Source organism: Kitasatospora sp. NPDC048715, from assembly GCF_043198905.1.
Classification (GTDB): Bacteria; Actinomycetota; Actinomycetes; order Streptomycetales; family Streptomycetaceae; genus Kitasatospora; species Kitasatospora lactacystinica.
Map to the genome: position 1 here is coordinate 473,880 of NZ_JBICVH010000002.1, position 20,751 is coordinate 494,630.

The 20,751-nt window shown below is 73.4% G+C and carries 18 protein-coding genes; 10 read left to right on the forward strand and 8 right to left on the reverse strand.

The features are described 5' to 3' along the window. The first annotated feature begins 52 nt into the window (after window positions 1–52). Entirely contained in the window at window positions 53–871 is an 819-nt protein-coding gene (locus tag ACGFSC_RS05855) for a thioesterase family protein (RefSeq protein ID WP_359915269.1), read from the forward strand. A gap of 57 nt (window positions 872–928) precedes the next feature. Here the strand turns inward: ACGFSC_RS05855 and ACGFSC_RS05860 are convergent, their stop codons facing one another. Further along, on the reverse strand, window positions 929–2,254 hold the full coding sequence (locus ACGFSC_RS05860) for a radical SAM protein (protein WP_359915267.1): 1,326 nt from the start codon (window positions 2,252–2,254) through the stop codon (window positions 929–931). A gap of 593 nt (window positions 2,255–2,847) precedes the next feature. Between ACGFSC_RS05860 and ACGFSC_RS05865 the strand changes: the two genes are divergently transcribed. Both ACGFSC_RS05865 and ACGFSC_RS05870 read left to right on the forward strand, forming a co-directional pair. Next, the gene (locus ACGFSC_RS05865) at window positions 2,848–4,224 is read left to right on the forward strand and encodes a family 2 encapsulin nanocompartment cargo protein terpene cyclase (RefSeq protein ID WP_380358799.1); all 1,377 of its coding nucleotides are present in this window, start codon (window positions 2,848–2,850) and stop codon (window positions 4,222–4,224) included. Between the two features lie 87 nt (window positions 4,225–4,311). Continuing rightward, on the forward strand, window positions 4,312–5,190 hold the full coding sequence (locus ACGFSC_RS05870) for a geranyl diphosphate 2-C-methyltransferase (RefSeq protein ID WP_359915263.1): 879 nt from the start codon (window positions 4,312–4,314) through the stop codon (window positions 5,188–5,190). Window positions 5,191–5,328: 138 nt separating this feature from the next. Here ACGFSC_RS05870 and ACGFSC_RS05875 read toward each other — a convergent pair whose 3' ends face one another. Further along, window positions 5,329–5,973, reverse strand: coding sequence for a dihydrofolate reductase family protein (locus tag ACGFSC_RS05875; RefSeq protein ID WP_359915594.1), 645 nt, complete (start codon window positions 5,971–5,973; stop codon window positions 5,329–5,331). 371 nt (window positions 5,974–6,344) lie between these two features. Between ACGFSC_RS05875 and ACGFSC_RS05880 the strand changes: the two genes are divergently transcribed. The 3 genes from ACGFSC_RS05880 to ACGFSC_RS05890 all read left to right on the forward strand — a co-directional run bounded on the left by ACGFSC_RS05880 (window position 6,345) and on the right by ACGFSC_RS05890 (window position 8,431). Beyond that, window positions 6,345–7,415, forward strand: coding sequence for a phosphatidylinositol-specific phospholipase C domain-containing protein (locus tag ACGFSC_RS05880; RefSeq protein ID WP_359915596.1), 1,071 nt, complete (start codon window positions 6,345–6,347; stop codon window positions 7,413–7,415). 114 nt (window positions 7,416–7,529) lie between these two features. Beyond that, window positions 7,530–7,922, forward strand: a complete 393-nt coding sequence (locus ACGFSC_RS05885) for a ribonuclease (RefSeq protein WP_359915598.1) — start codon at window positions 7,530–7,532, stop codon at window positions 7,920–7,922. A gap of 158 nt (window positions 7,923–8,080) precedes the next feature. Continuing rightward, window positions 8,081–8,431 carry an isomerase gene (locus ACGFSC_RS05890; protein WP_359915600.1) on the forward strand — a complete coding sequence of 117 codons (351 nt, stop codon included), beginning with the start codon at window positions 8,081–8,083 and terminating at the stop codon, window positions 8,429–8,431. Window positions 8,432–8,775: 344 nt separating this feature from the next. Here the strand turns inward: ACGFSC_RS05890 and ACGFSC_RS05895 are convergent, their stop codons facing one another. Next, complete coding sequence (locus ACGFSC_RS05895) at window positions 8,776–10,383, reverse strand: alpha/beta hydrolase (protein WP_359898348.1); 1,608 nt, start codon at window positions 10,381–10,383, stop codon at window positions 8,776–8,778. Between the two features lie 159 nt (window positions 10,384–10,542). Between ACGFSC_RS05895 and ACGFSC_RS05900 the strand changes: the two genes are divergently transcribed. From ACGFSC_RS05900 to ACGFSC_RS05910, 3 genes are all read left to right on the forward strand, one after another. Then, window positions 10,543–11,895 carry an MFS transporter gene (locus ACGFSC_RS05900; RefSeq protein WP_359898349.1) on the forward strand — a complete coding sequence of 451 codons (1,353 nt, stop codon included), beginning with the start codon at window positions 10,543–10,545 and terminating at the stop codon, window positions 11,893–11,895. Between the two features lie 60 nt (window positions 11,896–11,955). Further along, window positions 11,956–12,936, forward strand: a complete 981-nt coding sequence (locus tag ACGFSC_RS05905) for an SAM-dependent methyltransferase (protein WP_359898350.1) — start codon at window positions 11,956–11,958, stop codon at window positions 12,934–12,936. Window positions 12,937–13,029: 93 nt separating this feature from the next. Further along, a complete protein-coding gene (locus ACGFSC_RS05910; RefSeq protein WP_359898351.1) occupies window positions 13,030–14,661 on the forward strand; it encodes a metallophosphoesterase family protein in 1,632 nt (543 codons plus the stop codon). Between the two features lie 102 nt (window positions 14,662–14,763). Here ACGFSC_RS05910 and ACGFSC_RS05915 read toward each other — a convergent pair whose 3' ends face one another. From ACGFSC_RS05915 to ACGFSC_RS05935, 5 genes are all read right to left on the reverse strand, one after another. Then, on the reverse strand, window positions 14,764–16,296 hold the full coding sequence (locus ACGFSC_RS05915) for a cytochrome P450 (protein WP_359898352.1): 1,533 nt from the start codon (window positions 16,294–16,296) through the stop codon (window positions 14,764–14,766). 69 nt (window positions 16,297–16,365) lie between these two features. Then, window positions 16,366–16,983: an ATP/GTP-binding protein gene (locus ACGFSC_RS05920; protein WP_359898353.1), complete on the reverse strand. Its 618-nt coding sequence runs from the start codon at window positions 16,981–16,983 to the stop codon at window positions 16,366–16,368. After that, window positions 16,964–17,326, reverse strand: coding sequence for a DUF742 domain-containing protein (locus ACGFSC_RS05925; RefSeq protein WP_359898354.1), 363 nt, complete (start codon window positions 17,324–17,326; stop codon window positions 16,964–16,966). Before ACGFSC_RS05925 ends, ACGFSC_RS05920 begins: the two co-directional genes overlap by 20 nt. A 78-nt stretch (window positions 17,327–17,404) precedes the next feature. Beyond that, the gene (locus tag ACGFSC_RS05930; protein WP_380551404.1) at window positions 17,405–17,791 is read right to left on the reverse strand and encodes a roadblock/LC7 domain-containing protein; all 387 of its coding nucleotides are present in this window, start codon (window positions 17,789–17,791) and stop codon (window positions 17,405–17,407) included. A gap of 17 nt (window positions 17,792–17,808) precedes the next feature. Next, entirely contained in the window at window positions 17,809–19,599 is a 1,791-nt protein-coding gene (locus ACGFSC_RS05935) for an ATP-binding protein (RefSeq protein WP_359898356.1), read from the reverse strand. Window positions 19,600–20,037: 438 nt separating this feature from the next. On the opposite strand from ACGFSC_RS05935, the gene ACGFSC_RS05940 reads away from it, so the two are divergent. After that, window positions 20,038–20,730, forward strand: a complete 693-nt coding sequence (locus ACGFSC_RS05940; protein WP_359898357.1) for a Crp/Fnr family transcriptional regulator — start codon at window positions 20,038–20,040, stop codon at window positions 20,728–20,730. The last annotated feature ends 21 nt before the right edge of the window (window positions 20,731–20,751 follow it).

A 20,751-nucleotide genomic window follows, 5' to 3' on the forward strand; every position in this document is an offset into this window, starting at 1 on the left:
CCACGGCGGCGCCCGCCCGGCAGCCAGCGATCCGGCCCGAGGAGAAGCGCACGTGACCACCCCCACCGCCGCGCCCGACAGCTACTACCAGCGCACCGGCGAGAACAGCTACAAGCCCACCGCGCAGGCGCAGGGTGCCTGGCACCCCGACGAGCAGCACTTCAGCCCGCTCGGCGGCCTGATCGTGCACGCCATCGACCGCCACCGGGCCGGCCACCAGCGGGCCGACCGCCCCGCCGACGGCCTGGCGCTGGCCCGGATCAGCTACGACATACTCGGCCTGATCGCCCTCGACGAGTTCGAGATCACGGTGGAGACCGTCCGCCCCGGGCGCACCATCGAGCTGGTCGAGGCCACCGTGGTGACCGGCGGGCGGGCCGTGGTCCGGGCCCGCGCCTGGTTCCTCGCCGAGCTGGACACCACCGCCGTCGCCGGCACCCACGACCGGCCGCTGCCCGGGCCCGAGGAGTTCGAGCCCTGGACGATGGCCGGGGTGTGGGGCGGCGGCTACATCGCCTCGATCGACGTCCGCCGCCGGGAGACCGCCCCGGGCCGGGCCGCCGCCTGGATCTCCACCCCGGTCGAGCTGGTCGCGGGGGAGCCCAGCGGCCCGCACGCCTCCTTCGTCAAGCTGGTGGACACCGCCAACGGCATCGCGGTGCGGCAGAACCCCACCGAGTGGATGTTCCCCAACACCGACCTGACGATCCACTTCCACCGCCGCCCCGAGGGCCCCTGGACCGGCCTGGACACCAGCGTCAGCTTCGGCCCGGCCGGGCACGGCGTCACCAGCACCGTGCTGCACGACGTCCACGGCCCGCTGGGCCGGGCCGAGCAGATCCTCACCGTCCGCCCGCTGAACGGGAGCTGACGGGCCGGGCGCCGCCGCCCGGACGACGGGCGGCGGCGCCTTCGGGGCGGGCCGTGCTCAGCCCTGCAGCGAGTCCATGAAGGAGCTCACCGAGAAGACCGCCTTGCCCGGGCCCGCCGGGCCGTAGCCGGGCGGGGAGGAGAGGCCGAACTCGTCCAGGGTCGCCCGGTAGGTCTGCAGCAGCCGGATGTGGTACTCCAGCGGCGCGCCCTGCGGGTTGGCCTTGCCGAGCGGGGTGGTGGGCTCGGGGCACCAGGTGGTGAAGCGCGGCACCACGCCGTGGGACATGAAGAAGCGCAGGCCCTCCTCGGTGGAGGCGATCGCCTCGTCCACCGTGGTGAAGCCGAAGGGCTCGGCCATCTCCACGCCCGCGACGAAGTTGGGGATCACGTTCTCCGGGCCGAACACCTCGGTGGAGTCGAGGATCCGGCGGTGCCACTCGTCCCGGCCGACGTAGCGCTCCTTGCCCGGGCAGTAGAGCTCGAACAGCCGCTTGTCCCACACCTCGAAGTTGGGGTGGTAGATCCGCACGCCGTAGTCGTGGAAGCGCTGGACGTCCTCGCGCGGCAGCGCCTGGGCCACCACCTTGCCGATCCAGCGGCCGGGGAAGCGCTCCTCGATGGCCTTGGCGTACTGCCCGTAGAAGTCGGCCTCGTCCCGGCCGCCGACGCGCGAGGTGATCGCCCCGCCGGTGAGGGTGTACGCCTGGGAGGCGCGGGCGGTGTCGTGCTCGTCGATCAGCGCCAGCGCCTCCAGCACCTCCTCGACCGGCTTGACCCCGGTGTACGGGCGGCCGGCGGCCTTGTGCTGGCGCCAGTTGTGGTTGATGTCGCAGTACTGGCACTCCTCCTTGGCGCCGAAGTACTGGCAGACCCGGAACACCGTGAGGTAGATCAGGTAGCCCCACTGGATGGTCGGGGCGACCTCCATCACCGACTTCCCGTTGGCCAGCGTGTGCCGGTAGTAGTCCGGCATCGGCGGCAGGCCGACATCGGCGATCCGCGCACCGTCCAGGTAGAGGCCGAGGGTGCCGTCCTCGCCGGCGCCGACCCGGTAGGGCGAGTCCGGGTTCACCCGCACCGACACCACCGTGCGGCGCAGCCCGTACGGCCCGCCGGTCAGCACGATCTCCTCCGGCGGCCGGTTGAGCGCGGCGGCGCCCAGCTCGGGCAGGGTGCGGTGGTCGAAGGAGAAGATGAAGTACGACTTCGGCTTGACCTCGCCGCCCCCGTCGGCGCCGGCGCTGCCGCTGAGTGCCGACTCGTCGAAGGCCATGCCGCCGCGCAGCAGGTCCTCCTTGATCACCGCCTCCCGGGGCACGTCGGGATAGCGCTCCATGAGCTCCTCGACGAGTGCGGTGCGGCTGCGGGCCTGGCTCTCCATGCGCTGGTCTTCCTTCCTGGCCCCGTCCTCACGGCGCCCAGGCCATTCTGGTCCCCCTTACCGGTGGGGCCGTGCACCGGGCCGGGAGGTGACGGACCGGTCCGGCCCGGTCGCCGTCCGCTACCGCGACGGCGTGCCGGATCCAGCAGCGTGACGGCGGCGGCGAGCAGCTCCTGGTGGTGGCCCGGGACGTCCCGCCCGCCCGGCCGGTGCGGCGCGGTGGCCGCCACGCCGAAGTCCTCCAGCCGGCCACCGGTGCTCGCCCGACCCGTGCAGAACGGTGCCGGTGCCGGCCGCGGAGGGGGGCCACCCGGGGTCGGCCGGCCGGGGACACGGGTGGGCGTCAGTGGGTTGACGCGGGGGCGGGCGGCTCGGGCGGCTCGGGCGGGAGGGTTCGCGGCCAGGGCGGCCCCGGGACCGGTGTGATCAATGCACGACTGCGGCCCGCTCAAACGTCGTCAGCCCGAACGTTCACCCTATCGGGTGAGGAAGATCGTCCGTTGCGATGCGGAACGCGCCTTCGCGCCTACGGTGGTGAACCGAACCGAACGGGACGGGGGCGGAAGCCCGAGTTCCCGTTCGAGGCTGACGGAATGACGATCCGTCATATGCGCGCGACCCCTTCCCAGAGGAGGCTCCATGCCCCTGCGTGCCAGACCGGAGACACCATGCGGGCCCGTGACCGCCCCGGCGGTGGGCCCATGAGCACCCCGGCGATCGACCGGATCCTGCGCGGGCCCAGCGGGCTGGGCACCTCCGGGCTGCAGTTCCGGCCGCAGGTGTCGGCGCCCGAGGTCGAGGCCCCCGAGGCCCCCGCCTCCGAGGTCCCGGTGCCCGAGGTCCCGGAAGCCGCGACCGAGGTCACGGCGGCGACCCCCGGGTTCCGGCTGCCGCCCGTCCACGTCCTGCCCGTTCCGCCCGCCGCGGCCGCGACGACCTCGGCGGCCGCGAGCCCGGCCGCCGAGGCGCCGAGCGGCGGCAAGCCCAAGGCCGGCGACCCCATCCCCGGCCTGTACCACCACCCGATCGCCGAGCCCGACCCGGTGCGGGTGGAGGCGCTCAGCGCGGAGATCAAGGTCTGGGCGATGGAGGAGGTGGAGCTGTACCCGCCGGACTGGGAGAAGGACTTCGACGGCTTCTCCACCGGGCGCTACATGGTGGCCTGCCACCCGGACGCGCCGAGCGTCGACCACCTGATGCTCGCGGCCCGCCTGATGGTGGCCGAGAACGCGGTGGACGACTGCTACTGCGAGGACCTCGGCGGGTCGCCGATCGGCCTGGGCAGCCGCCTGCTGCTCGCGCACACCGCGCTGGACCCGCTGCACACCACGACGGAGTACCACCCGGAGTGGGAGGCCTCGCTGTCGTCGGACGCGCCCCGGCGCGCCTACCACTCGGCGATGGAGTACTTCACCCGGGCCGCCACGCCCTCCCAGTCGGACCGGTTCCGGCACGACATGGCGCGGCTGCACCTCGGGTACCTGGCCGAGGCCGCCTGGGACCAGGCGGACCACGTGCCGGAGGTGTGGGAGTACCTGGCCATGCGCCAGTTCAACAACTTCCGCCCCTGCCCGACGATCACGGACACCGTCGGCGGCTACGAGCTGCCCGCCGAGCTGCACGCGCTGCCCGCGATGCAGCGGGTGATCGCGCTGGCCTCCAACGCCACCACCATCGTCAACGACCTCTACTCGTACATGAAGGAGCTGGCCAGCCCCGGACTGCACCTGAACCTGCCGGTGGTGATCTCCGAGCGCGAGGGCGTCTCCCGCAAGGAGGGCTACCTGAAGGCGGTCGAGGTCCACAACGAACTGATGCTGGCCTTCGAGGCCGAGGCGGCGGCCCTGGCCCTGTCCTGCCCGGTGCCGGCCCTCCCACGGTTCCTGCGCGGTGTGGCCGCGTGGGTGGACGGCAACCACTACTGGCACCAGACCAACACCTACCGCTACACGCTGCCCGACTTCTGGTGACACCGGCCCTTCCGGCGGCGCCACCTCCCACCGGCAGCGAATCCCCTTTGATGACCGACCCCTTGACCATCCACTAGGAGTTGACCCATGTCCGTGACCGACGACATCACCACCCCCGGCAACACCATTCCCGGCCCGGCGACCCCGTACCAGGGCGACATCGCACGCTACTGGGACCACGAGGCCCGTCCGGTCAACCTTCGCCTGGGTGACGTCGACGGCCTCTACCACCACCACTACGGGATCGGGGAGATCGACCGGGCCGCGATCGGCGACCCGGCCGACAGCGAGCGCGAGAAGAAGGTGATCGCCGAGCTGCACCGCCTGGAGTCCGCCCAGGCCGACGTGCTGCTCGACCACCTCGGCGACATCCGCGCCGACCACACCCTGGTCGACGCGGGCTGCGGCCGCGGCGGCTCGATGGTGATGGCCCACCAGCGCTTCGGCTGCCGGGTCGAGGGCCTGACCCTCTCCACCCAGCAGGCCGAGTTCGGCAACAAGCGCGCCGCCGAGCTGGGCATCGGCGACTTCGTCCGCTCCCGGGTCGCCAACATGCTGAACATGCCCGTCGAGACCGGCACGGTCGCGGGCTCCTGGAACAACGAGTCCAGCATGTACGTCGACCTGCACGACCTGTTCGCCGAGCACTCCCGGGTGCTGAGCGTCGGCGGCCGGTACGTGACCATCACGGGCTGCTGGAACCCGCGCTACGGCCAGCCGTCGAAGTGGGTCTCGCAGATCAACGCCCACTTCGAGTGCAACATCCACTCCCGCCGCGAGTACCTGCGGGCGATGGCCGACAACCGTCTGGTGCCGCAGGCCGTCATCGACCTGACCCCGGACACCCTGCCCTACTGGGAGCTGCGCAACACCACCTCGCTGGTGACCGGCATCGAGGAGGCGTTCATCGAGTCCTACAAGGACGGCTCCTTCCAGTACGTGCTGATCGCGGCCGACCGGGTCTGATCGCCCGATCCCGTGGCCTCCGGACGGTGGCCCACGCCTCACGACGGCGGCCTCCCCGCACCCGCGGGGAGGCCGCCGTCGTCCGTGCCGGAGGGACCGTGCCGTCGTCCGTGCCGGAGGGACCGGGCCCGGGGCCGGCTACGGCCTGGTGAAGGTGTAGTGGGTGACGCCGCTCGGACTGGTCACCGCCTCGGTGCGGAAGCGCCGCTCCAGCCCTTCGAGCCCGCCCCAGAGCGGCTCCCCCCGGCCGAGCAGCACCGGCACCACGACCACGTGCAGGTGGTCGACCAGATCGGCCTCCAGGAAGGCCCGGACGGTGGCCGGGCCGCCGCCGATCCGCACGTCCAGGCCGCCGGCCGCCTCCCGGGCCCGGCGCAGCGCCTCCTCGGGGGAGGCGTCGAGGAAGTGGAAGACCGTCCCGCCGTCCATCTCCAGGGAGGGGCGCGGGTGGTGGGTGAGCACGAAGACCGGGGTGTGGAACGGCGGGTTCGGCCCCCACCAGCCCCGCCAGTCCTCGTCCTGCCAGGGGCCGCGCTGCGGGCCGAACTTGTTGCGGCCCATGATCTCCGCGCCGATGCCGTCGCCCCAGGTGCGGGCCATCGCGTCGTCCACGCCGGTGTCGCCGCCCTCCTGGCCGTTCATCCGCCGGAACGTCCGGGTGCGGAAGAACCAGCTGTGCAGCCGGTCGCCGGCGTGGCCGAACGGCGCGTCGAGGCTCTGCCCCTCGCCCGTGCCGTAACCGTCCAGGGAGATCGAGAAGTTGTGGACCCGGACCAGGGACATCGGTTCCTCCGCCGTTCTGCGCGCCTCGCGCGTGTCTCGGGTGCGGACCGCCCGCACCCCGCGCGCGGGCCACGTTAACCAGGAGTGGCTATCGCCTGACGCACCATCACCGCCCCCGGGCGTGGCGCGGCGCGTGCCGTGACGGATGGCGGGGCGGCGGCGCGTGCGGTGACGGTGGCGGCGGGGTGCGGTGACGGGTGTGGCGGATGTGGAGCGCGTGGAGGAAGGGGAGGGGAGCGGGGGAGAAGCGGTGCAGCCGTCACGCTATTGTCGTGCCTTCTTCATCCTGAGCACGCCCGGGCGGGCGATGCTTCGTCAGGCTGCCCGGGAGCAGGGCGGCCGGCATCCCATGACTTGGGGGGACCGTTCCGATGACCGTACGCCGCACCCTGACCGGATTCCTGGCCGCAGGCCTGATCGCCGCCGCGGCGGCGCTGATCCCGACCGCCCCGGCGGACGCCACCACGGGCGGGTCGGGCGACCTGCCGTTCGGCTCCGCGACCACCGTCGGCCTGCACAACACCTACGACCCGGCCGCGTTCCCGTACCTCGCCCAGGGCCTGGACACCGGCACCGGCATGATCGAGCTGGACCTCTGGCCGAACGTCTTCACCAAGACGTGGCAGGTCAGCCACTCCAACCCGTTCGGCAACTCCAACAACTGCACCGCCGCGAGCACCCCCGCGCAGCTCTACGCGGGCGGCACCGACCAGAACCTGGAGAGCTGCCTGGACGACGTCCGGGTCTGGCTCGGCGCGCACCCGGGCGCCGGGCCGCTGGTGATCAAGCTGGAGCTCAAGCCGGGCTACTCGGCCAACCTCGGAATGGGCCCCGACCAGCTGGACGCGCTGATCGCCCAGCACCTCGGCTCCGCCGTGCTGCGCCCGGCCGACCTGCTGGCCAGGCCCGGCGGCGGCTCGTACGCGAGCGTCGACGAGGCGGTGCGGGCGGGCAACTGGCCGAGCCGCTCGGCGCTGGCCGGGAAGGTGCTGCTGTACGCGATCCCGGGCACGGTCGAGCTCGGCAACCCCTTCGACACCCTGCACACCGACGTCGAGCAGGGCCGGCACCTGCGCGACCTGGCGGCGGCCGGCCGGATCGGCCAGGCGCAGGTGTTCCCCTCCGTGCTCGGCGCCGCCACCGGCGACCCGCGCGGCCAGTACACCGGGGCGGACGCCTCGATCCGGCCCTGGTTCGTGGTCTTCGACGGTGACGCCTCCACCTACGTCAGGACCGTCGACACCGCCTGGTACGACAACGCCCACTACCTGCTGGTGATGACGGACTCCCACCTGGTCGCGCCGGAGATCAGCGGCACGGATCCGACCGCGGACCAGGCCCGGGCCCGCACCGAGCAGCTGGCGAAGGCGCACGCGAGCATCGTCTCCAGCGACTGGCGCAGGCTCCCGGCGGTGCAGTCGCTGGTGCTGTCGCGCGGCTGAGGCCGGCCCGGCGGCTGACCGGGCCGAGGCCCTGACGGGTACGTCGAGTTGACCGGAGGTGAAGAGTTGGAACGGGGCTTCCGATGGCTCCCGACCGTCGCCATCCTGGTTGTCATGACCCGAACTCTACGCGCGTGGAAGACCCGCGTCGCCGCCACCGCCGCCGTTGCCCTGGTCACCCTCGCGCCGATCGCCGTCGCGACCGAGGCGCAGGCCGCGGTGAGCGGCTCGGTGTGCCTGTCCGCCCTGCCGTCCCAGGCCGGCACCACCCTCGACCTGATCGCCTCCGGCGGTCCCTTCCCGTACAGCCAGGACGGTGTCGTCTTCCAGAACCGGGAGCGCGTGCTGCCCGCGCAGTCCTCCGGCTACTACCACGAGTACACCGTGGTCACCCCGGGCTCGCCGACCCGCGGCGCCCGTCGCATCGTCACCGGCAAGCAGTACCACGAGGACTACTACACCGCCGACCACTACGTGACCTTCCGCAAGATCAACTTCGGCTGCTGAACCGGCCACCGCTCACCGCTCCACCGCTCCACCGCTCCACCGATCACCGATCACCGCTCCACCGGGCACCTCCGGGGCCCCGGCGCCGCACCCCGCGCCGGGGCCCCGGGCGCGTCCGATAGCGTCGGGGCGTCCGGCAACGACTCCTGGAGGTTCCCGTGCCGCAGATCCTGGTCGACCACTCGGCCGAACTCGACTTCGACCGGGCGGCGCTGGCCGCCGAGGTCCACCAGGCGATCACCGAGGTGATCGACACCACGGTGGCGGACTGCAAGACGCTCTTCCGTCCCGCGGGCCGGCACCACGTCGGCGACGGGACGAGCGGCGAGGCCGTGGTGCTGGTCGAGGTGAAGATCCTGGCCGGCCGCAGCACCGAGCAGCGCGCCGAACTGACCGCCCGGGTGCTCGCCGCCCTGCGCGCCCGGATCGACCGGCCCGCCGCCATCGGCGTCCAGGTCACCGAACTCGACCGGGACACCTACCGGTTCGTCCACCACCCCGGCCACTGAGACCCCGGCCACTGAGCCGTGAACTCCGAGCCGTGAACTCCGAGCCCTGCCGCCGAGTCCCGTCCGCCGGGCGGGGTCCGGGGAACGGCGGCGGGGGGGGGGGCCCGCGGGCCCCCCCCCCCGCCGGGGGGGGGCGCCCCCCGGCGCGCGGGGGGGGGGGGGGGGCCCGCCGGGGGGGGGGGGCGGCGCCCGCCCCGCCACCCGCCCCCCCGCCCCGGCACCCTGAACCCCCCCCCCTTCAACCCCGCCCCCCGCCCCCGCGCCCCGCCCGCGGGGGGGGGGCGGGGGACGGGGGGGGGCGCGGGGCCCGTGAGCCCGGCGCCGCCGGTGGAGCAGGCCCGCGGTCAGTCCGTCGGGCAGTGGATGCCCGCGGCCGGGACGGTGCCGTCCAGCAGGAACGCGTCCACCGAGGCGCGGACGCACTTGCTCGCGCCGTAGCCGGTGTGGCCCTCGCCGTCGCGGCTGATCAGGACGGCGTTGCCGAGTTCGGCGGTGAGCTTCTCGGCCCAGGCGTACGGGGTGGCCGGGTCCCCGGTGGTGCCGACGACCACGATCGGGGCGGTGGCGGCCGACTTGATCACGTGCGGCTTCTCGGTCGCGCGGAACGGCCAGATCCGGCAGTCCGGGTCGAACAGCGAGGCCATCGGGTCGTGCTTGCCGACCAGCGGGGCCTTGGCGGCGAGGTCGGTCAGCGCGGCCTGCAGCTGCTCACCGGCCGGGGCGTCGGTGGCGCCGTCGGCGCAGTGGATGGCGGTGTAGGCGTCCGCGGACGGGCTGTAACGGCCGTCGTCTTCGCGGCCGTTGTAGCCGTCGGCGAGGTCGAGCAGGTAGTCGCCCTTGCCGCGCACCATCGCCCAGCCGATGGAGTTGCGCAGGCCGGTCCAGGCCTTCTCGCCGCCGTAGAGCCGGCTGAGCACGCCGGTCCAGGCCGCGCTGGAGGTGAGGGTGCGGCCCTTCTCCGTCTTGAGCGGCTTGTCCTTGAGCCCGTCGAGGAAGGCGGCGAGCTTCTGCGGGGCCTGGTCGGCGTCCTTGCCGAGCGGGCACGCGTCCTTGGTGACGCAGTCCGCGGCGAAGGCCTTCAGCGCCCGCTCGAAGCCGGCCGACTGCTCGATGTTGTGCTGGATCAGCGAGGTGGAGGCCGAGGTGGCGCCGTCCAGGACGAGCCGGCCGACCCGGTCCGGGAACTCCTCGGCGTAGAGCGAGCCGAGGTAGGTGCCGTAGGACATGCCGAGGTAGCTGAGCTTCTGGTCGCCGAGGGTGGCGCGCAGCACGTCCATGTCCCGGGCGGTGTTGCGGGTGCCGACGAAGGGCAGGACCTGTGCGTACTTGGCCTGGCAGGCGTCGGCGAGCTGCTTGCCGTGGTCGTCGCCGGCCTGGTCGGTGTTCAGCCAGGCGTCCCGGGCCCGGTCGTCCAGGCAGTTGAGCGGGCTGGTGCCGCCGGTGCCGCGCGGGTCGAAGCCGACGATGTCGTAGCGGTCGTGCAGCGGGCCGTCGAGGCCCTTGGGGTCGTAGGTGACCATCTGGACGCCGGAGCCGCCCGGGCCGCCGGGGTTGAGCAGCAGGGAGCCGATCCTCTGGTCGGGCTTGGTGGCCGGGTTGCGGACCACGGCGACGTCGAGGGTGCCGGCGGCCGGGGCGGTGTAGTCGAGCGGGACCTTGAGGGCGGCGCACTGGAGCGCCGAGACGTCCTCCTTGTTCTGCGGGTCCTTTGCGCAGGGGCCCCAGGCGAGCTGCTGGCCGTAGAAGGCCTTGAGCGCCGGGTCGGCGGCACCGGTGGGCTTGACGGTCGGGGTGGGCGTCGGGGTGGCCGTCGGCGTCGCGCCGGCGGGGGCCGTGGTGGCCGCGGGCGCGGCGGCCGTGCCGCTCCCGCCGGCGCAGCCGGCCAGCAGGGCGGCGGTGGCGGCGGCTGCGACGGCGGCGGGCAGGACGCGCCGCGGATTCCTGGTGATCATGAAATGCACGGCACAGGAATATCACCTGCCTGTCACATCGGTCACATGGGATTCTCGGAGTTCTCCGCACGACGCCTCTCGCCACGATGCCGGGGTGGCGCCGTCCGCCGGGCGCGAGGGGTGATTCCGCGGGGCGCCGAACGATGCCATGCTGAGGTCATGACAGAAAGCAGTGCGGTGGCCCCGCTCCGTGAGCAGGCGGAAGCCGGCGGGCGGCGGCGGGAGTTGGCCGCGGCGACGGTCGGATCGGTGGTCGAGTCCTTCGACTGGAGCATCTACGCCGTCCTCGCGCCCTACTTCGCGGCGGACCTCTTCGGGCACGGCAAGCACGGCGTCAGCGGCGTGCTCGGCGCGTACGTCACCTTCGCGGTGGGCTTCGTCGCCCGGCCGGTCGGCTCCTACCTGATCGGGCGCCTCAGCGACACCAGGGGACGGCGCTTCGCGCTGAGCCTCGGCATGGCGGTGATCGCCGCCGCCAGCCTGGGCATCGCCGTCATCCCCGGCCAACAGGCCATCGGGGTCTGGGCGGCACTGCTGGCCGTGCTCGCCCGGGTGGTGCAGGGGCTCGCCTTCGGCGGGGAGGCGCCGAGCGTGGCCGCGTACGTGACCGAGACCGCCCCGCCGCGGCACCGCTTCGCGTTCAGCTCGATCTCCTACGGCGGGATCGTCCTCGGCTCGCTGCTCTCCTTCGGGGTGCTCACCGTGCTGATCCACACCATCGGCAAGTCCGGTCTGGAGAACGGTGGTTGGCGCCTGGGTTTCGCGGTCGCCGCACTGCTCGGGCTGGCCGCCGTCTGGGTGCGGCGGTGGGCGCCGGAGAGCGCGGAGTTCCGCCGCACCCGGGAGCGCGCGCGGCGCACCGCCCGCCCGCCGTTCCTGCGGACGCTGCGCGAGCACCGCTGGGCGGTGCTCACCGTCTTCCTCAACACCCTCGGGGGGACGGTCGGTTACTACTTCGCGCTGGCGTACCTTCCGCAGTACGCCGCCGCCTACCACGTGGTCGGCAAGGAGGAGGCGGCCTCCTTCATGACGGTGGTGCTCGTCGTGGTGCTGGCCACCATGCTGCTCACCGGTGTCGCCGCCGACCGCTTCGGCCTGCTGCCGGTCGCCCGGATCGGCTTCGGCCTGCCGATCCCGATGGTCGGCATCCTGCTCGCCGGGCTGCGCCAGGGCTGGCTGCCGTTCCAGGTCGTCGCCGTGCTGCTGGGGATGCTGGTGGCCACGGTGCTCGGCACGCTCAACGTCTTCACCGGGCTGCTGTTCCCGACCGAGGTGCGGGCGGTCGGCCTCGGCGTGGTCAACGCGACCACCATCGCCGCGTTCGGCGGCACCTTCCCGCTGCTCGCCGAGTGGCTGAACGGCCGTCATCTGCTGGGCCTGATCCCCGGATACGTCACCGTCTGCACGGCCGGCCCGGCCCTCGCGCTGCTGACGGCGATGAAGGTGCCGTCCTTCGCCGCGGCCGTGCGGGGCGCGGAAGCCTCGGTTCAGCGGACACCGGGAACCGCCTGACGGACAGTCATCCACTGTGGTTGAGTGGTCCGGACCATTGCTGATCGGGGAGGGCGGAGCATGGGCACCGACGCATCGGGTGCGGACATACCGGACACTGCCGGACGGGGCGGCGGCGCATCGGACACCGGTCCGGGGGTCGGCGGTCCGGACGACCGGGGTTCGGACGACTGGGGGTCCTACGACCGTCCGCCGGGCGCCGGCCTGTCGGAGAGCTGGCTGACCGAGCCCGGGTTCGAGGAGCCGCCGCAGGTGGACCTGCGCACCGACCGGGCGCACTCGGCCCGGGTCTACGACTACCTGCTCGGCGGCAAGACCAACTTCCCCGCGGACCGCGAGGTCGGCGACCGCGTCCTGGCCGACCTGCCCGGCGTGCGCGCGGACGCCACCGCCGCCCGTGCCGTGATGCACCGGATGGTGCGCCGGCTCGCCGAGGTGCACGGCGTGCGCCAGTTCCTGGACGTCGGCACCGGCATTCCCACCGCGCCCAACCTGCACGAGATCGTGCAGTCCGTCGACCCGGCCTGCCGCGTGGTCTACGTCGACAACGACCCGATCGTGCTCGCCCACTCGCGCGCCCTGCTCACCAGCACCCCCGAGGGCCGCACCGCCTACGTCCAGGGCGACCTGCGCGAACCGGAGCGGTTCCTCGCCGACCCGGCGGTGGCCGGCACCCTGGACCTCCGCGAGCCGGTCGCCCTGACGCTCATCAACATCGTCCACTTCCTCTCCGACGAGGCCGCGCACCCGCCCGTCCGCAAGATCCTGGACGCCCTGCCCGCCGGCAGCTTCCTCGCGCTGTCCGCGGGGACGGCCGACATCGCGCCGGAGCGCAGCGCGGCCGCCGCCCGCCGGTACGAGGACGCCGGGATCACGCTTCACTTCCGCTCGCGCGAGCGCGTCGAACTCTTCTTCGCCGGGCTGGAGTTGGACGATCCTGGGGTGGTCCTGATCAACGACTGGCACCCGGAGCTCGCCGAGGTCCCGGCCCCGGGCGGGGGCACGGTCTCGGTGTACGGGGGAGTCGGCCGCAAGGCGTAGTCGGATCCTTCCTCGTCAAAACGATCGTCTTTACGTGCTCATGTCATTAAAGTGACTGCCCGTCGAACCCCCCACTCGGCAGGCGGAGATTTCATGACCATTGCACGCAGGTCCATCCTCAAGGGCACCTCGGCGGCCGGAGCCGCCCTCGTGGCGGCAGGGACGGCGGCCGCGCAACCCGCGGCCGCCCAGCCGGCCGACGACGCGCCCGCCGGTCCTCTCCTGCAGGCCACCCCGCACCGCGCCGGAACGGCCTCGGTGACCGGGCTGCACCTGCAGTTCGGCACCGACGCCAGTACGGAGATGACCGTCTCCTGGCTCACCCCGCAGTCCGTGCGCCGACCACAGGTGCGGTACGGCTCGCCGGACGGCGGCCTCGGCCGGGTCGTCCAGGCCGAGACCCGCACCTACCGGGACTCGATCGACAAGGTCGAGGTGTACGTCCACCACGCGCGGCTCACCGGCCTGCGCCCGGGCACCACCTACCTCTACAGCGCCGGCCACGACGGCGCCAACGCCGAGACCGGCACCTTCACCACCGCCCCGCGCGGCCGAACCCCCTTCACCTTCACGAGCTTCGGGGACCAGGCCGCGCCCAACCTCCGCCGCCGGATCACCTTCCCCGACGGCATGCCCTCCCCGCTCGGCAAGTACCCCGTGTTCATGAGCAGCCAGGTCGGCACCGCGGCCTCCGCCGACATCGTCGCCGCCGTCGAACGCGTCGGGCCGCTGTTCAACCTCATCAACGGCGACCTCTGCTACTCCTCCTACGCCGGCCGCCACGGCCAGAGCCGCACCGCGACCTGGGCCGACTGGTTCATCAGCAACAGCCGCTCCACCCGGCTGCGGCCCTGGATGCCCTGCGTCGGCAACCACGAGAACGAGGGCGGCAACGGCCCGATCGGCGCGACCGGCTACCAGGCCTACTTCACCCTCCCCGACTCCTCGGCCTCCTCCGACGAGGAGACCCGGGGCATGTGGTACGCCTTCACCGTCGGCTCGGTGCGCTTCATCAGCCTCGCCAACGACGACGAGGCCATCCAGAACTCCGGCGACGTCTACCTGCGCGGCTACTCCGGAGGCGCCCAACGGCGCTGGCTGGAGCGGGAGTTGCGGGCGGCGCGGAGCAGCCGGGCGATCGACTGGATCGTGGTCTGCATGCACCACCCGATGATCTCCAGCTCGATGCACGGCTCCGGCAGCGACCTCGGCCTCCGCGAGACCTGGGGCCCGCTGTTCGACGCCTACGGGGTCGACCTGGTGGTGTGCGGCCACGAGCACTACTACGAGCGCTCCCACCCCGTCCGCGGCACCCTGCCCAACGACACCCGCACCCCGGTGCCGACCGACACCCGCACCGACCTCGTCGACACCGGGCGGGGCACCGTCCACATGATCATCGGGGCCGGCGGCAACGCCGCCACCACGCAGGACGACCTCTTCGAGAAGCCCAAGGGCCGGGTGGTCGTCGGGCTGGAGGACCCGAAGCCGGGCGCGCCGTACCGGGAGTCGGTCTGGGTCACCGAGGACGCGCCCTGGGCCGCCGTCCAGGACCGCACCCACGCCCACGGCTTCGCGGCCTTCGAGGTCGACCCGGGCGACCGGCGCGGCGGCACGACCACCATGAAGGTCGTCTACTACACCTTCGACGGACCGCACGGGGACCTCACCCCGGTGGACACCTTCACCCTGTACCGGCGCCGGACCGACGGGCGCGACGGCTGACGGCCGGGCCGCCCGGCACACGGCCGACCGGCGCAGGTCAGCCGTGTGCCGGTCACCCGTGTGCCGGGCGGCCCAGGGCGGCCCAGGGCGGCCCAGGGCGGCTCAGCGCCGGAACAGACCGGTGAGCACGTCCCACCAGCCGCGGCGCTGCGCCGGGGTCGTCGGGGTCGTCGGGGCCTGCGGCCCGGCCGTCCCGGCGCGCCCGGCGTTCCGGGGGCCCGGAACGGCCTGCTGAGCCGCCGAGCCGCCCTGCTCCACCTGCTGGGCCCCGGCCTTCGCCTGCTCCGCCTCCGCCTCCTCGGCCTCCGCCACCGAGAGCGGGTCCGGCTCGATGTCGCGGGCGGTGAACTCCACCGGCAGCGCCGTCAGATGACGGGAGATCCAGGCCGAACTCCAGGTCAGCTCCTCCTCGGCCACCGCGAGCCGGACGTCCGGCAGCAGGGTGAGCAGGATGTCGATCCCGGCCTCGGCGACGTGCCGCCCGATGTCCTGGCCGGGGCACTCGTGCGGACCGGCGCCGAAGGACAGGTGGGAGCGGTTGCCGTACAGCGGGGCCGCCAGGTCGGGCCGGACCACCGGGTCCACGTTGCCCGCCGCGAGCCCGAGCAGCAGCAGGTCCCCGGCACCGATCCGCTGACCGCCCAGCTCGGTGTCGGCGGTCGCCCAGCGGCCGGCCACCAGGGACATCGGCGGGGAGTCCCAGAGCACCTGGTCGAGCGCCTCGCCCAGGGTCATCTGGCCGCCGGAGAGGTGGGCGCGGAACCGCGGGTCGGTGAGCACCATCTTCAACGAGTCGGCGATCAGGTTGACGGTGGTCTCGTTCGCGGCCAGCAGCACCACCCGCAGGTGCTCCATCACCTCGTCCTCGGTCAGCCCGGCCGGGTGCGCCAGCAGGCGGCTGGTCAGGTCGTCACCGGGGCTTTCGCGCTTGAGGGCGATGGTCCGGCGCAGACCGGCGACCACGTACTCGTTGCTGGCGATCGCCGTCTCGGTGCCCTTCAGCAGGTCCCGGGCGGCGGTCACCAGCTGCGGCCCGTACTCGTCCGGCATGCCGAGCAGCTTGGTCATCACCAGCATCGGCAGGTGCTCGGCGAACTGGGAGATCAGTTCGGCCCGGCCGGTCGGCCCGACCACCTGGACCAGGTCGGTGGTGAAGCGGCGGACGTGACGGCGGATGCCGCGCCGGTCGAAGCCGTTCAGACCGTCCAGCAGCGCGCCGCGCAGCCGGCGGTGCTCGTCGCCGTCCGCGAACACGCAGATCGGCTGCCAGGCGACCACCGGCAGCAGCGGCGAGTCCGGCGGGACCTCGTTGTTGCGGAAGGCGCTCCACAGGCGCGAGTCCCGGGAGAACAGCGAGGGCGTGCGCATCGCGGCGATGTTGGCGCCGTGGCCGAGCACCAGCCAGGCCCGGTGGTCGCCGTGCAACAGCACCGGGGCCACCTCGCCGTACTCGGCGCGCAGCTTCTCGTACAGGCCCGCCGGGTCGGTCTCGGCCTCCGGCCCGTACAGGCGGCGCAGGCCGCCGGGGCCGGTCGGGGCGATGCCGCCGCCCGCGTGGGCCGGGCAGCCGGGCGGCGGGGCGGCGGGCGACGAGGGGCCGGCGGGGGTGGCGGGTTCGGGGAACGGGGTGGTCACGGGGGTCTCCGGTCGCGGGTGGGTTCGGTGACGGGCGGTCGGTGGGGGTGCTACGGACGGACCGTCGGCTCAGCCGGTGGACGGGGCGGCCAGCTCGTACAGGTAGTGCATCAGGGTCATCAGGGTGTCCCGGCTGGACTCCCGGCTGCGCGCGTCGCACGCGACGATCGGCACCTCGGGCGGCAGGTCCAGCGCGTCCCGGACCTCGTCGAGCGGGACGGGCGGCGCCTCCGGGAAGCCGTTGACGGCCACCACGAAGGGCACGCCGCGCTCCTCCAGACGCCCGATCACCTCGAAGCTGACCTCCAGCCGGCGGGTGTCCACCAGCACCACCGCGCCCAGGGCGCCCTCGAACAGGCCGTTCCAGAGGAACCAGAACCGCTCCTGGCCGGGGGTGCCGAAGACGTAGAGCACGAGCCGGTCGCTGATGCTGATCCGGCCGAAGTCCATGGCCACGGTGGTGGAGGTCTTCTGCTCGACCCCGGTCGGGTCGTCCACCCCGACCCCGGCCTGGGTCATGGTCTCCTCGGTGGTCAGCGGGCGGATCTCGCTGACCGCGCCGACCAGCGTCGTCTTGCCGACACCGAAGCCGCCGACCACCACCACCTTGACCGCCGTGGTGACGGTGTCCGGCAGCAGGTCCGATCCGGCCGGCCCGACCACCGTGTCAGAGCCGCTGAAGTCCATGGATCACCGCCTCCAACAGGGCACGGTCGGGAAGCTCCGCCGCGGGCACGGCGGAACTGCGGGCCTCGATCAGCCCGTCGTCGAGCAGGTCCGCCAGCAGGACGATGACCACGCTGACGGGCAGCTCCAGGTAGGCGGAGACCTCCGCCACCGAGAGCGGGGACCGGCACAGCCGCAGGATGGCGGCCTGCTCCGGCTGGTGGGCGGGGGTCGGCTCCGCACGGGAGACGATCAGGGTGACCAGGTCGAAGACCCCCGGTCCGGAGGGGCCGCTGCGGCCCCGGGTGATGACGTACAGCCGGTCGGGCTCGGGGCCGTCCCAGCCACCCTTCTCGGCCGTCATGCCACCGCCTCGCTGTGCTCGTTCATGTGCCCGTCCCGCCGTGGCAGCCCACCGCGGCAGGCCGGGCCGGGTGCCGGTTCACGCGACCGCCTCGGGATTGCGCGGCGGGGTGGACAGGTGCTCGCCGATCCGGGCGACCAGGTCGCGCATCTGGTGGCTCACCAGCCCGGCGTCCACGCCCTCGTCGGCGAGCACCGCGAGATAGGCGCGGTCACCGGCCGCCATCAGGTAGAAGTAGCCGCCGTCCACCTCGATCACCACCAGCCGCATCGAGCCGTCGCCGTGCGGGAACTCGTGGCCGATCGCGCCGGCCAGGCTCTGCAGCCCGGCGCAGGCGGCGGCGAGGCGGTCGGCGGTGTCCGGGTCGGTGCCGTACTGGGCGATCCGCAGGCCGTCGGCCGACAGCACGATGACGTGGCGCACGCACGGGACGCTGTCCGCGAGGTCGTTGAGGATCCAGTCCATGTTGTTGCGGTGCGGAATCACTGCTCGCCCTTCCCTGCCGTGTCTTCACTGGTGTGCGCGGCGCTCGTGTGTCCGGCACCCGCCTGTCCGGTACCCGTCCGTCCGGCACCCGCCCACCCGGGGTCGGTCCGTCCGGGGCCCGTCCGTCCGAGGTCCGTCCGTCCGGGGCCCGTGGTGCGTCCGGCGTCGGTGGTGCGCCCGCCGTCGGTGGCGGCTCCGGCACCCGCCGGGCCGGACGGGCCCGGTCCGGTGCCCTTGATGCCGTCCATGAACGCCTCCAGCCACAGGCCCGGCTGCTTCGGCTCCTTGGCGGGGCCCGTCGCCCGGGCCGGCGGCCCCGCCACCGGCCCGGCGGGCTGCGCCACCGGCCCGGCGGGCTGCGCGGTGGCGCGCGCGGCCCCGCCGAAGCCCCGCGGCATCATCGGGCGGCTGCGCCGGCGCTGCGGCAGGCCGTTGGGCGTCCACTCGGTCACGATCACCTCGTCGTCCCCGGCGCCCGGGCCGGACGGCCCCCACGGGTTGGTCGAACCGTAGGACGGCCCGACGCCGGCCGAGGTCGTCCGGGTGCCCCAGGGACGGCCCGGGGCCGCGTGCCGGGGCGGGTTCGCCGGGAGCGGACGGGGGCCGGAGAAGGCGCCGATGCCGTGCGCCCGCCCGGTCGGCGGCGCGGTGGTGAGCAGTTCCTGCGGCACGACCAGCACCGCCCGCACGCCGCCGTACGCGGACCGGCGCAGCGAGATCTGGAAGCCGTACGCCTGGCAGAGCCGGCCGACGATGGCGAAGCCCAGCCGGGGGGACTCGGTGAGGTCGTCGAAGTCCTTGGAGACCATCGCCTCGCGGATCGAGCGCTCGGCGCGGAAGCGGGCCTCGTCGGTGAGGCCGAGGCCGCCGTCCTCGATCTCGATCGCCATCCCGCTCTGCACCTCGGAGGCGCTCAGGTGCACGTGGGTGTGCGGCGGCGAGTAGCGGGTGGCGTTGTCGAGCAGCTCGGAGACGGCGTGGATCAGCGGCTCGACGGCCGGTCCGGTGACGGAGATCTGCGCCACCGGGTGCAGGTCCACCCGCTGGTACTCCAGGATCCGGGACATGCCGCCGCGCAGCACGCTGTAGAGCGCGATCGGCCGGGTCCACTGCCGGCCGGGGCGGGCGCCCGACAGGACCGCGATGCTGTCGGCCAGGCGGCCGGTCAGCGCGTTGCCGTGGTCCAGGCGCAGCAGGTCGTCGAAGACCGCAGGGTCGTTGCCGTGCCGGTCCTCCATCTCCCGCAGGTCCTTGGCCTGCCGGTGGATGATGGCCTGCACCCGGCGGGCGATGTTGACGAAGGCCCGCTCGGCCGAGTCGCGCCGGCTGACCTCGTCGTCGACGGCCTTGGCGACGGCCTCGGCGACGGCCACCAGGGAGCGGCGGAACCGCGGCGACACGGGGGCGTCGCTCTCCTCCAGCGGGCGGGTCAGCACGTCGAAGGAGTACCCGTAGCGGGCCCCGGCGACGATCCGGCGCATCTCGCCCCGGGCGAGCCGGTCCAGCTCGTCCTCCTGACCGGCCAGCCGGCGTTGGAACTCCTCCACCTGCCGGGCGTGCCGGTCGCGCGACTCACTCAGCGCCCGCCCGCGGCGTGCCGACTCGGCGGCCACCACGGCCACCAGCACGGTGCCCGTCGCCCCGCACCACAGCACCCCGGCCCGGGCCCCGGCGGACACCACCATCGCGGCGACCGCCACGGCCACCGCCATCACGGCCGTCGGCAACAACCAGCCGAGCAGGGGCGCTTGGCGCCGTCTGGCGAGTGACGATCCAGCTCGAAGCATTCAGCATCCTCAAACGATCGGAACAGCAAAGGGGGACAGGCGGGGGATCGGCTCCGCAGGCGTGGTGGTGCAGCATAGCCAAGTTCAGGACATCCTGACCGAAAGTCAAAAATACCGTCCCGCAACCGACTTGTCGTATCCAGCCGGACAACACCGACATCTCGCACACCAGTCGCAACCCGGAGCGGCCACCGCCCTCCCACCAGGCTTCTCGCCCCGCCGCCCGCGCGCCGCCGACCCGCTCCGGATTCGCTCATGCGAAGGGTTTCCTCGCCAAGTCCCGCCACCTCGCGCGGAGTTCGTGCTAAGCGCGGCGAACCGGGTCAACCGGGCGGGTGGCAATCACCCGGAAGGGGATTCACGGCCGGGCCTGGCGAGCCGCACGGCGACGTCCCGATTCCCCGGCCCGCGGTGACCGATTCCTCCTAGGCTCGTCGCATGGACGATCACGACAGCCGAGCACCGGATCCGTCCGGCCGGACCCTGCGCCACCTCATGGGCGACGCCGTCTGGACGGGCATGCTGGCGGAGGCGTTCGAGCGCCGGCACCCCATCGGCACCACCCTGCTGCGCCAGGGCGAACCGGGCACCCACGTCCTCGCGCTGCTGGCCGGAGTGGCCAAGGTGAGCCGGCGGGAACGCAACGGGGACGTCCGGCTGCTGGCGTTCCGCGGCCCCGGCGAACTCCTCGGGGAAGTGGCCGTCCTGGACGACGGCGTCCGCTCGGCCAGCGTCCAGGCGATCTCGGACTGCACGGTCGTGGTCGTCACCAAGACGGCCTTCCTGCGCTTCGTCGCCGAGCACGGGCTGTTTCCCGTGCTGGTCCGCTACGCCATGAGCCGGCTGCGGGAGTCCGACCTGGCCCGGACCGGAGGCGACGTCGTACCCAGGCTGGCGGCCGCCCTGGTCGCCCTGGCCGACCTCTCCGCAGGGCCGGTGCCCACGGCCGGTCGCCGCATCGAACTCGCCCTGACCCGGGACGAACTGGCCCAACACCTCGGAGTCTCCCGCAACACCGTCACCGCGGCCCTGGTGTCCCTGGCCGCCCACCGCGTCGAAGCCGGCCGCAAGTCCATCGCCCTCCACGACCTCCCCGCCCTCCGCCGGGCGGCCGCATCCCTGCGCGACTGACGAGCCGTCACCTCAACCTTC

What these genes read in the sequence shown, in the direction of transcription:
- ACGFSC_RS05860 (WP_359915267.1), bottom strand. Translation starts at nt 2,254, where the DNA reads ATGGAGAGCCAGGCCCGCAGCCGCACCGCACTCGTCGAGGAGCTCATG.
- ACGFSC_RS05865 (WP_380358799.1), top strand. Translation starts at nt 2,848, where the DNA reads ATGACGATCCGTCATATGCGCGCGACCCCTTCCCAGAGGAGGCTCCAT.
- ACGFSC_RS05870 (WP_359915263.1), top strand. Translation starts at nt 4,312, where the DNA reads ATGTCCGTGACCGACGACATCACCACCCCCGGCAACACCATTCCCGGC.
- ACGFSC_RS05875 (WP_359915594.1), bottom strand. Translation starts at nt 5,973, where the DNA reads ATGTCCCTGGTCCGGGTCCACAACTTCTCGATCTCCCTGGACGGTTAC.
- ACGFSC_RS05880 (WP_359915596.1), top strand. Translation starts at nt 6,345, where the DNA reads ATGACCGTACGCCGCACCCTGACCGGATTCCTGGCCGCAGGCCTGATC.
- ACGFSC_RS05885 (WP_359915598.1), top strand. Translation starts at nt 7,530, where the DNA reads ATGACCCGAACTCTACGCGCGTGGAAGACCCGCGTCGCCGCCACCGCC.
- ACGFSC_RS05895 (WP_359898348.1), bottom strand. Translation starts at nt 10,383, where the DNA reads ATGATCACCAGGAATCCGCGGCGCGTCCTGCCCGCCGCCGTCGCAGCC.
- ACGFSC_RS05900 (WP_359898349.1), top strand. Translation starts at nt 10,543, where the DNA reads ATGACAGAAAGCAGTGCGGTGGCCCCGCTCCGTGAGCAGGCGGAAGCC.
- ACGFSC_RS05905 (WP_359898350.1), top strand. Translation starts at nt 11,956, where the DNA reads ATGGGCACCGACGCATCGGGTGCGGACATACCGGACACTGCCGGACGG.
- ACGFSC_RS05910 (WP_359898351.1), top strand. Translation starts at nt 13,030, where the DNA reads ATGACCATTGCACGCAGGTCCATCCTCAAGGGCACCTCGGCGGCCGGA.
- ACGFSC_RS05920 (WP_359898353.1), bottom strand. Translation starts at nt 16,983, where the DNA reads ATGGACTTCAGCGGCTCTGACACGGTGGTCGGGCCGGCCGGATCGGAC.
- ACGFSC_RS05925 (WP_359898354.1), bottom strand. Translation starts at nt 17,326, where the DNA reads ATGACGGCCGAGAAGGGTGGCTGGGACGGCCCCGAGCCCGACCGGCTG.
- ACGFSC_RS05930 (WP_380551404.1), bottom strand. Translation starts at nt 17,791, where the DNA reads ATGGACTGGATCCTCAACGACCTCGCGGACAGCGTCCCGTGCGTGCGC.
- ACGFSC_RS05935 (WP_359898356.1), bottom strand. Translation starts at nt 19,599, where the DNA reads ATGCTTCGAGCTGGATCGTCACTCGCCAGACGGCGCCAAGCGCCCCTG.
- ACGFSC_RS05940 (WP_359898357.1), top strand. Translation starts at nt 20,038, where the DNA reads ATGGACGATCACGACAGCCGAGCACCGGATCCGTCCGGCCGGACCCTG.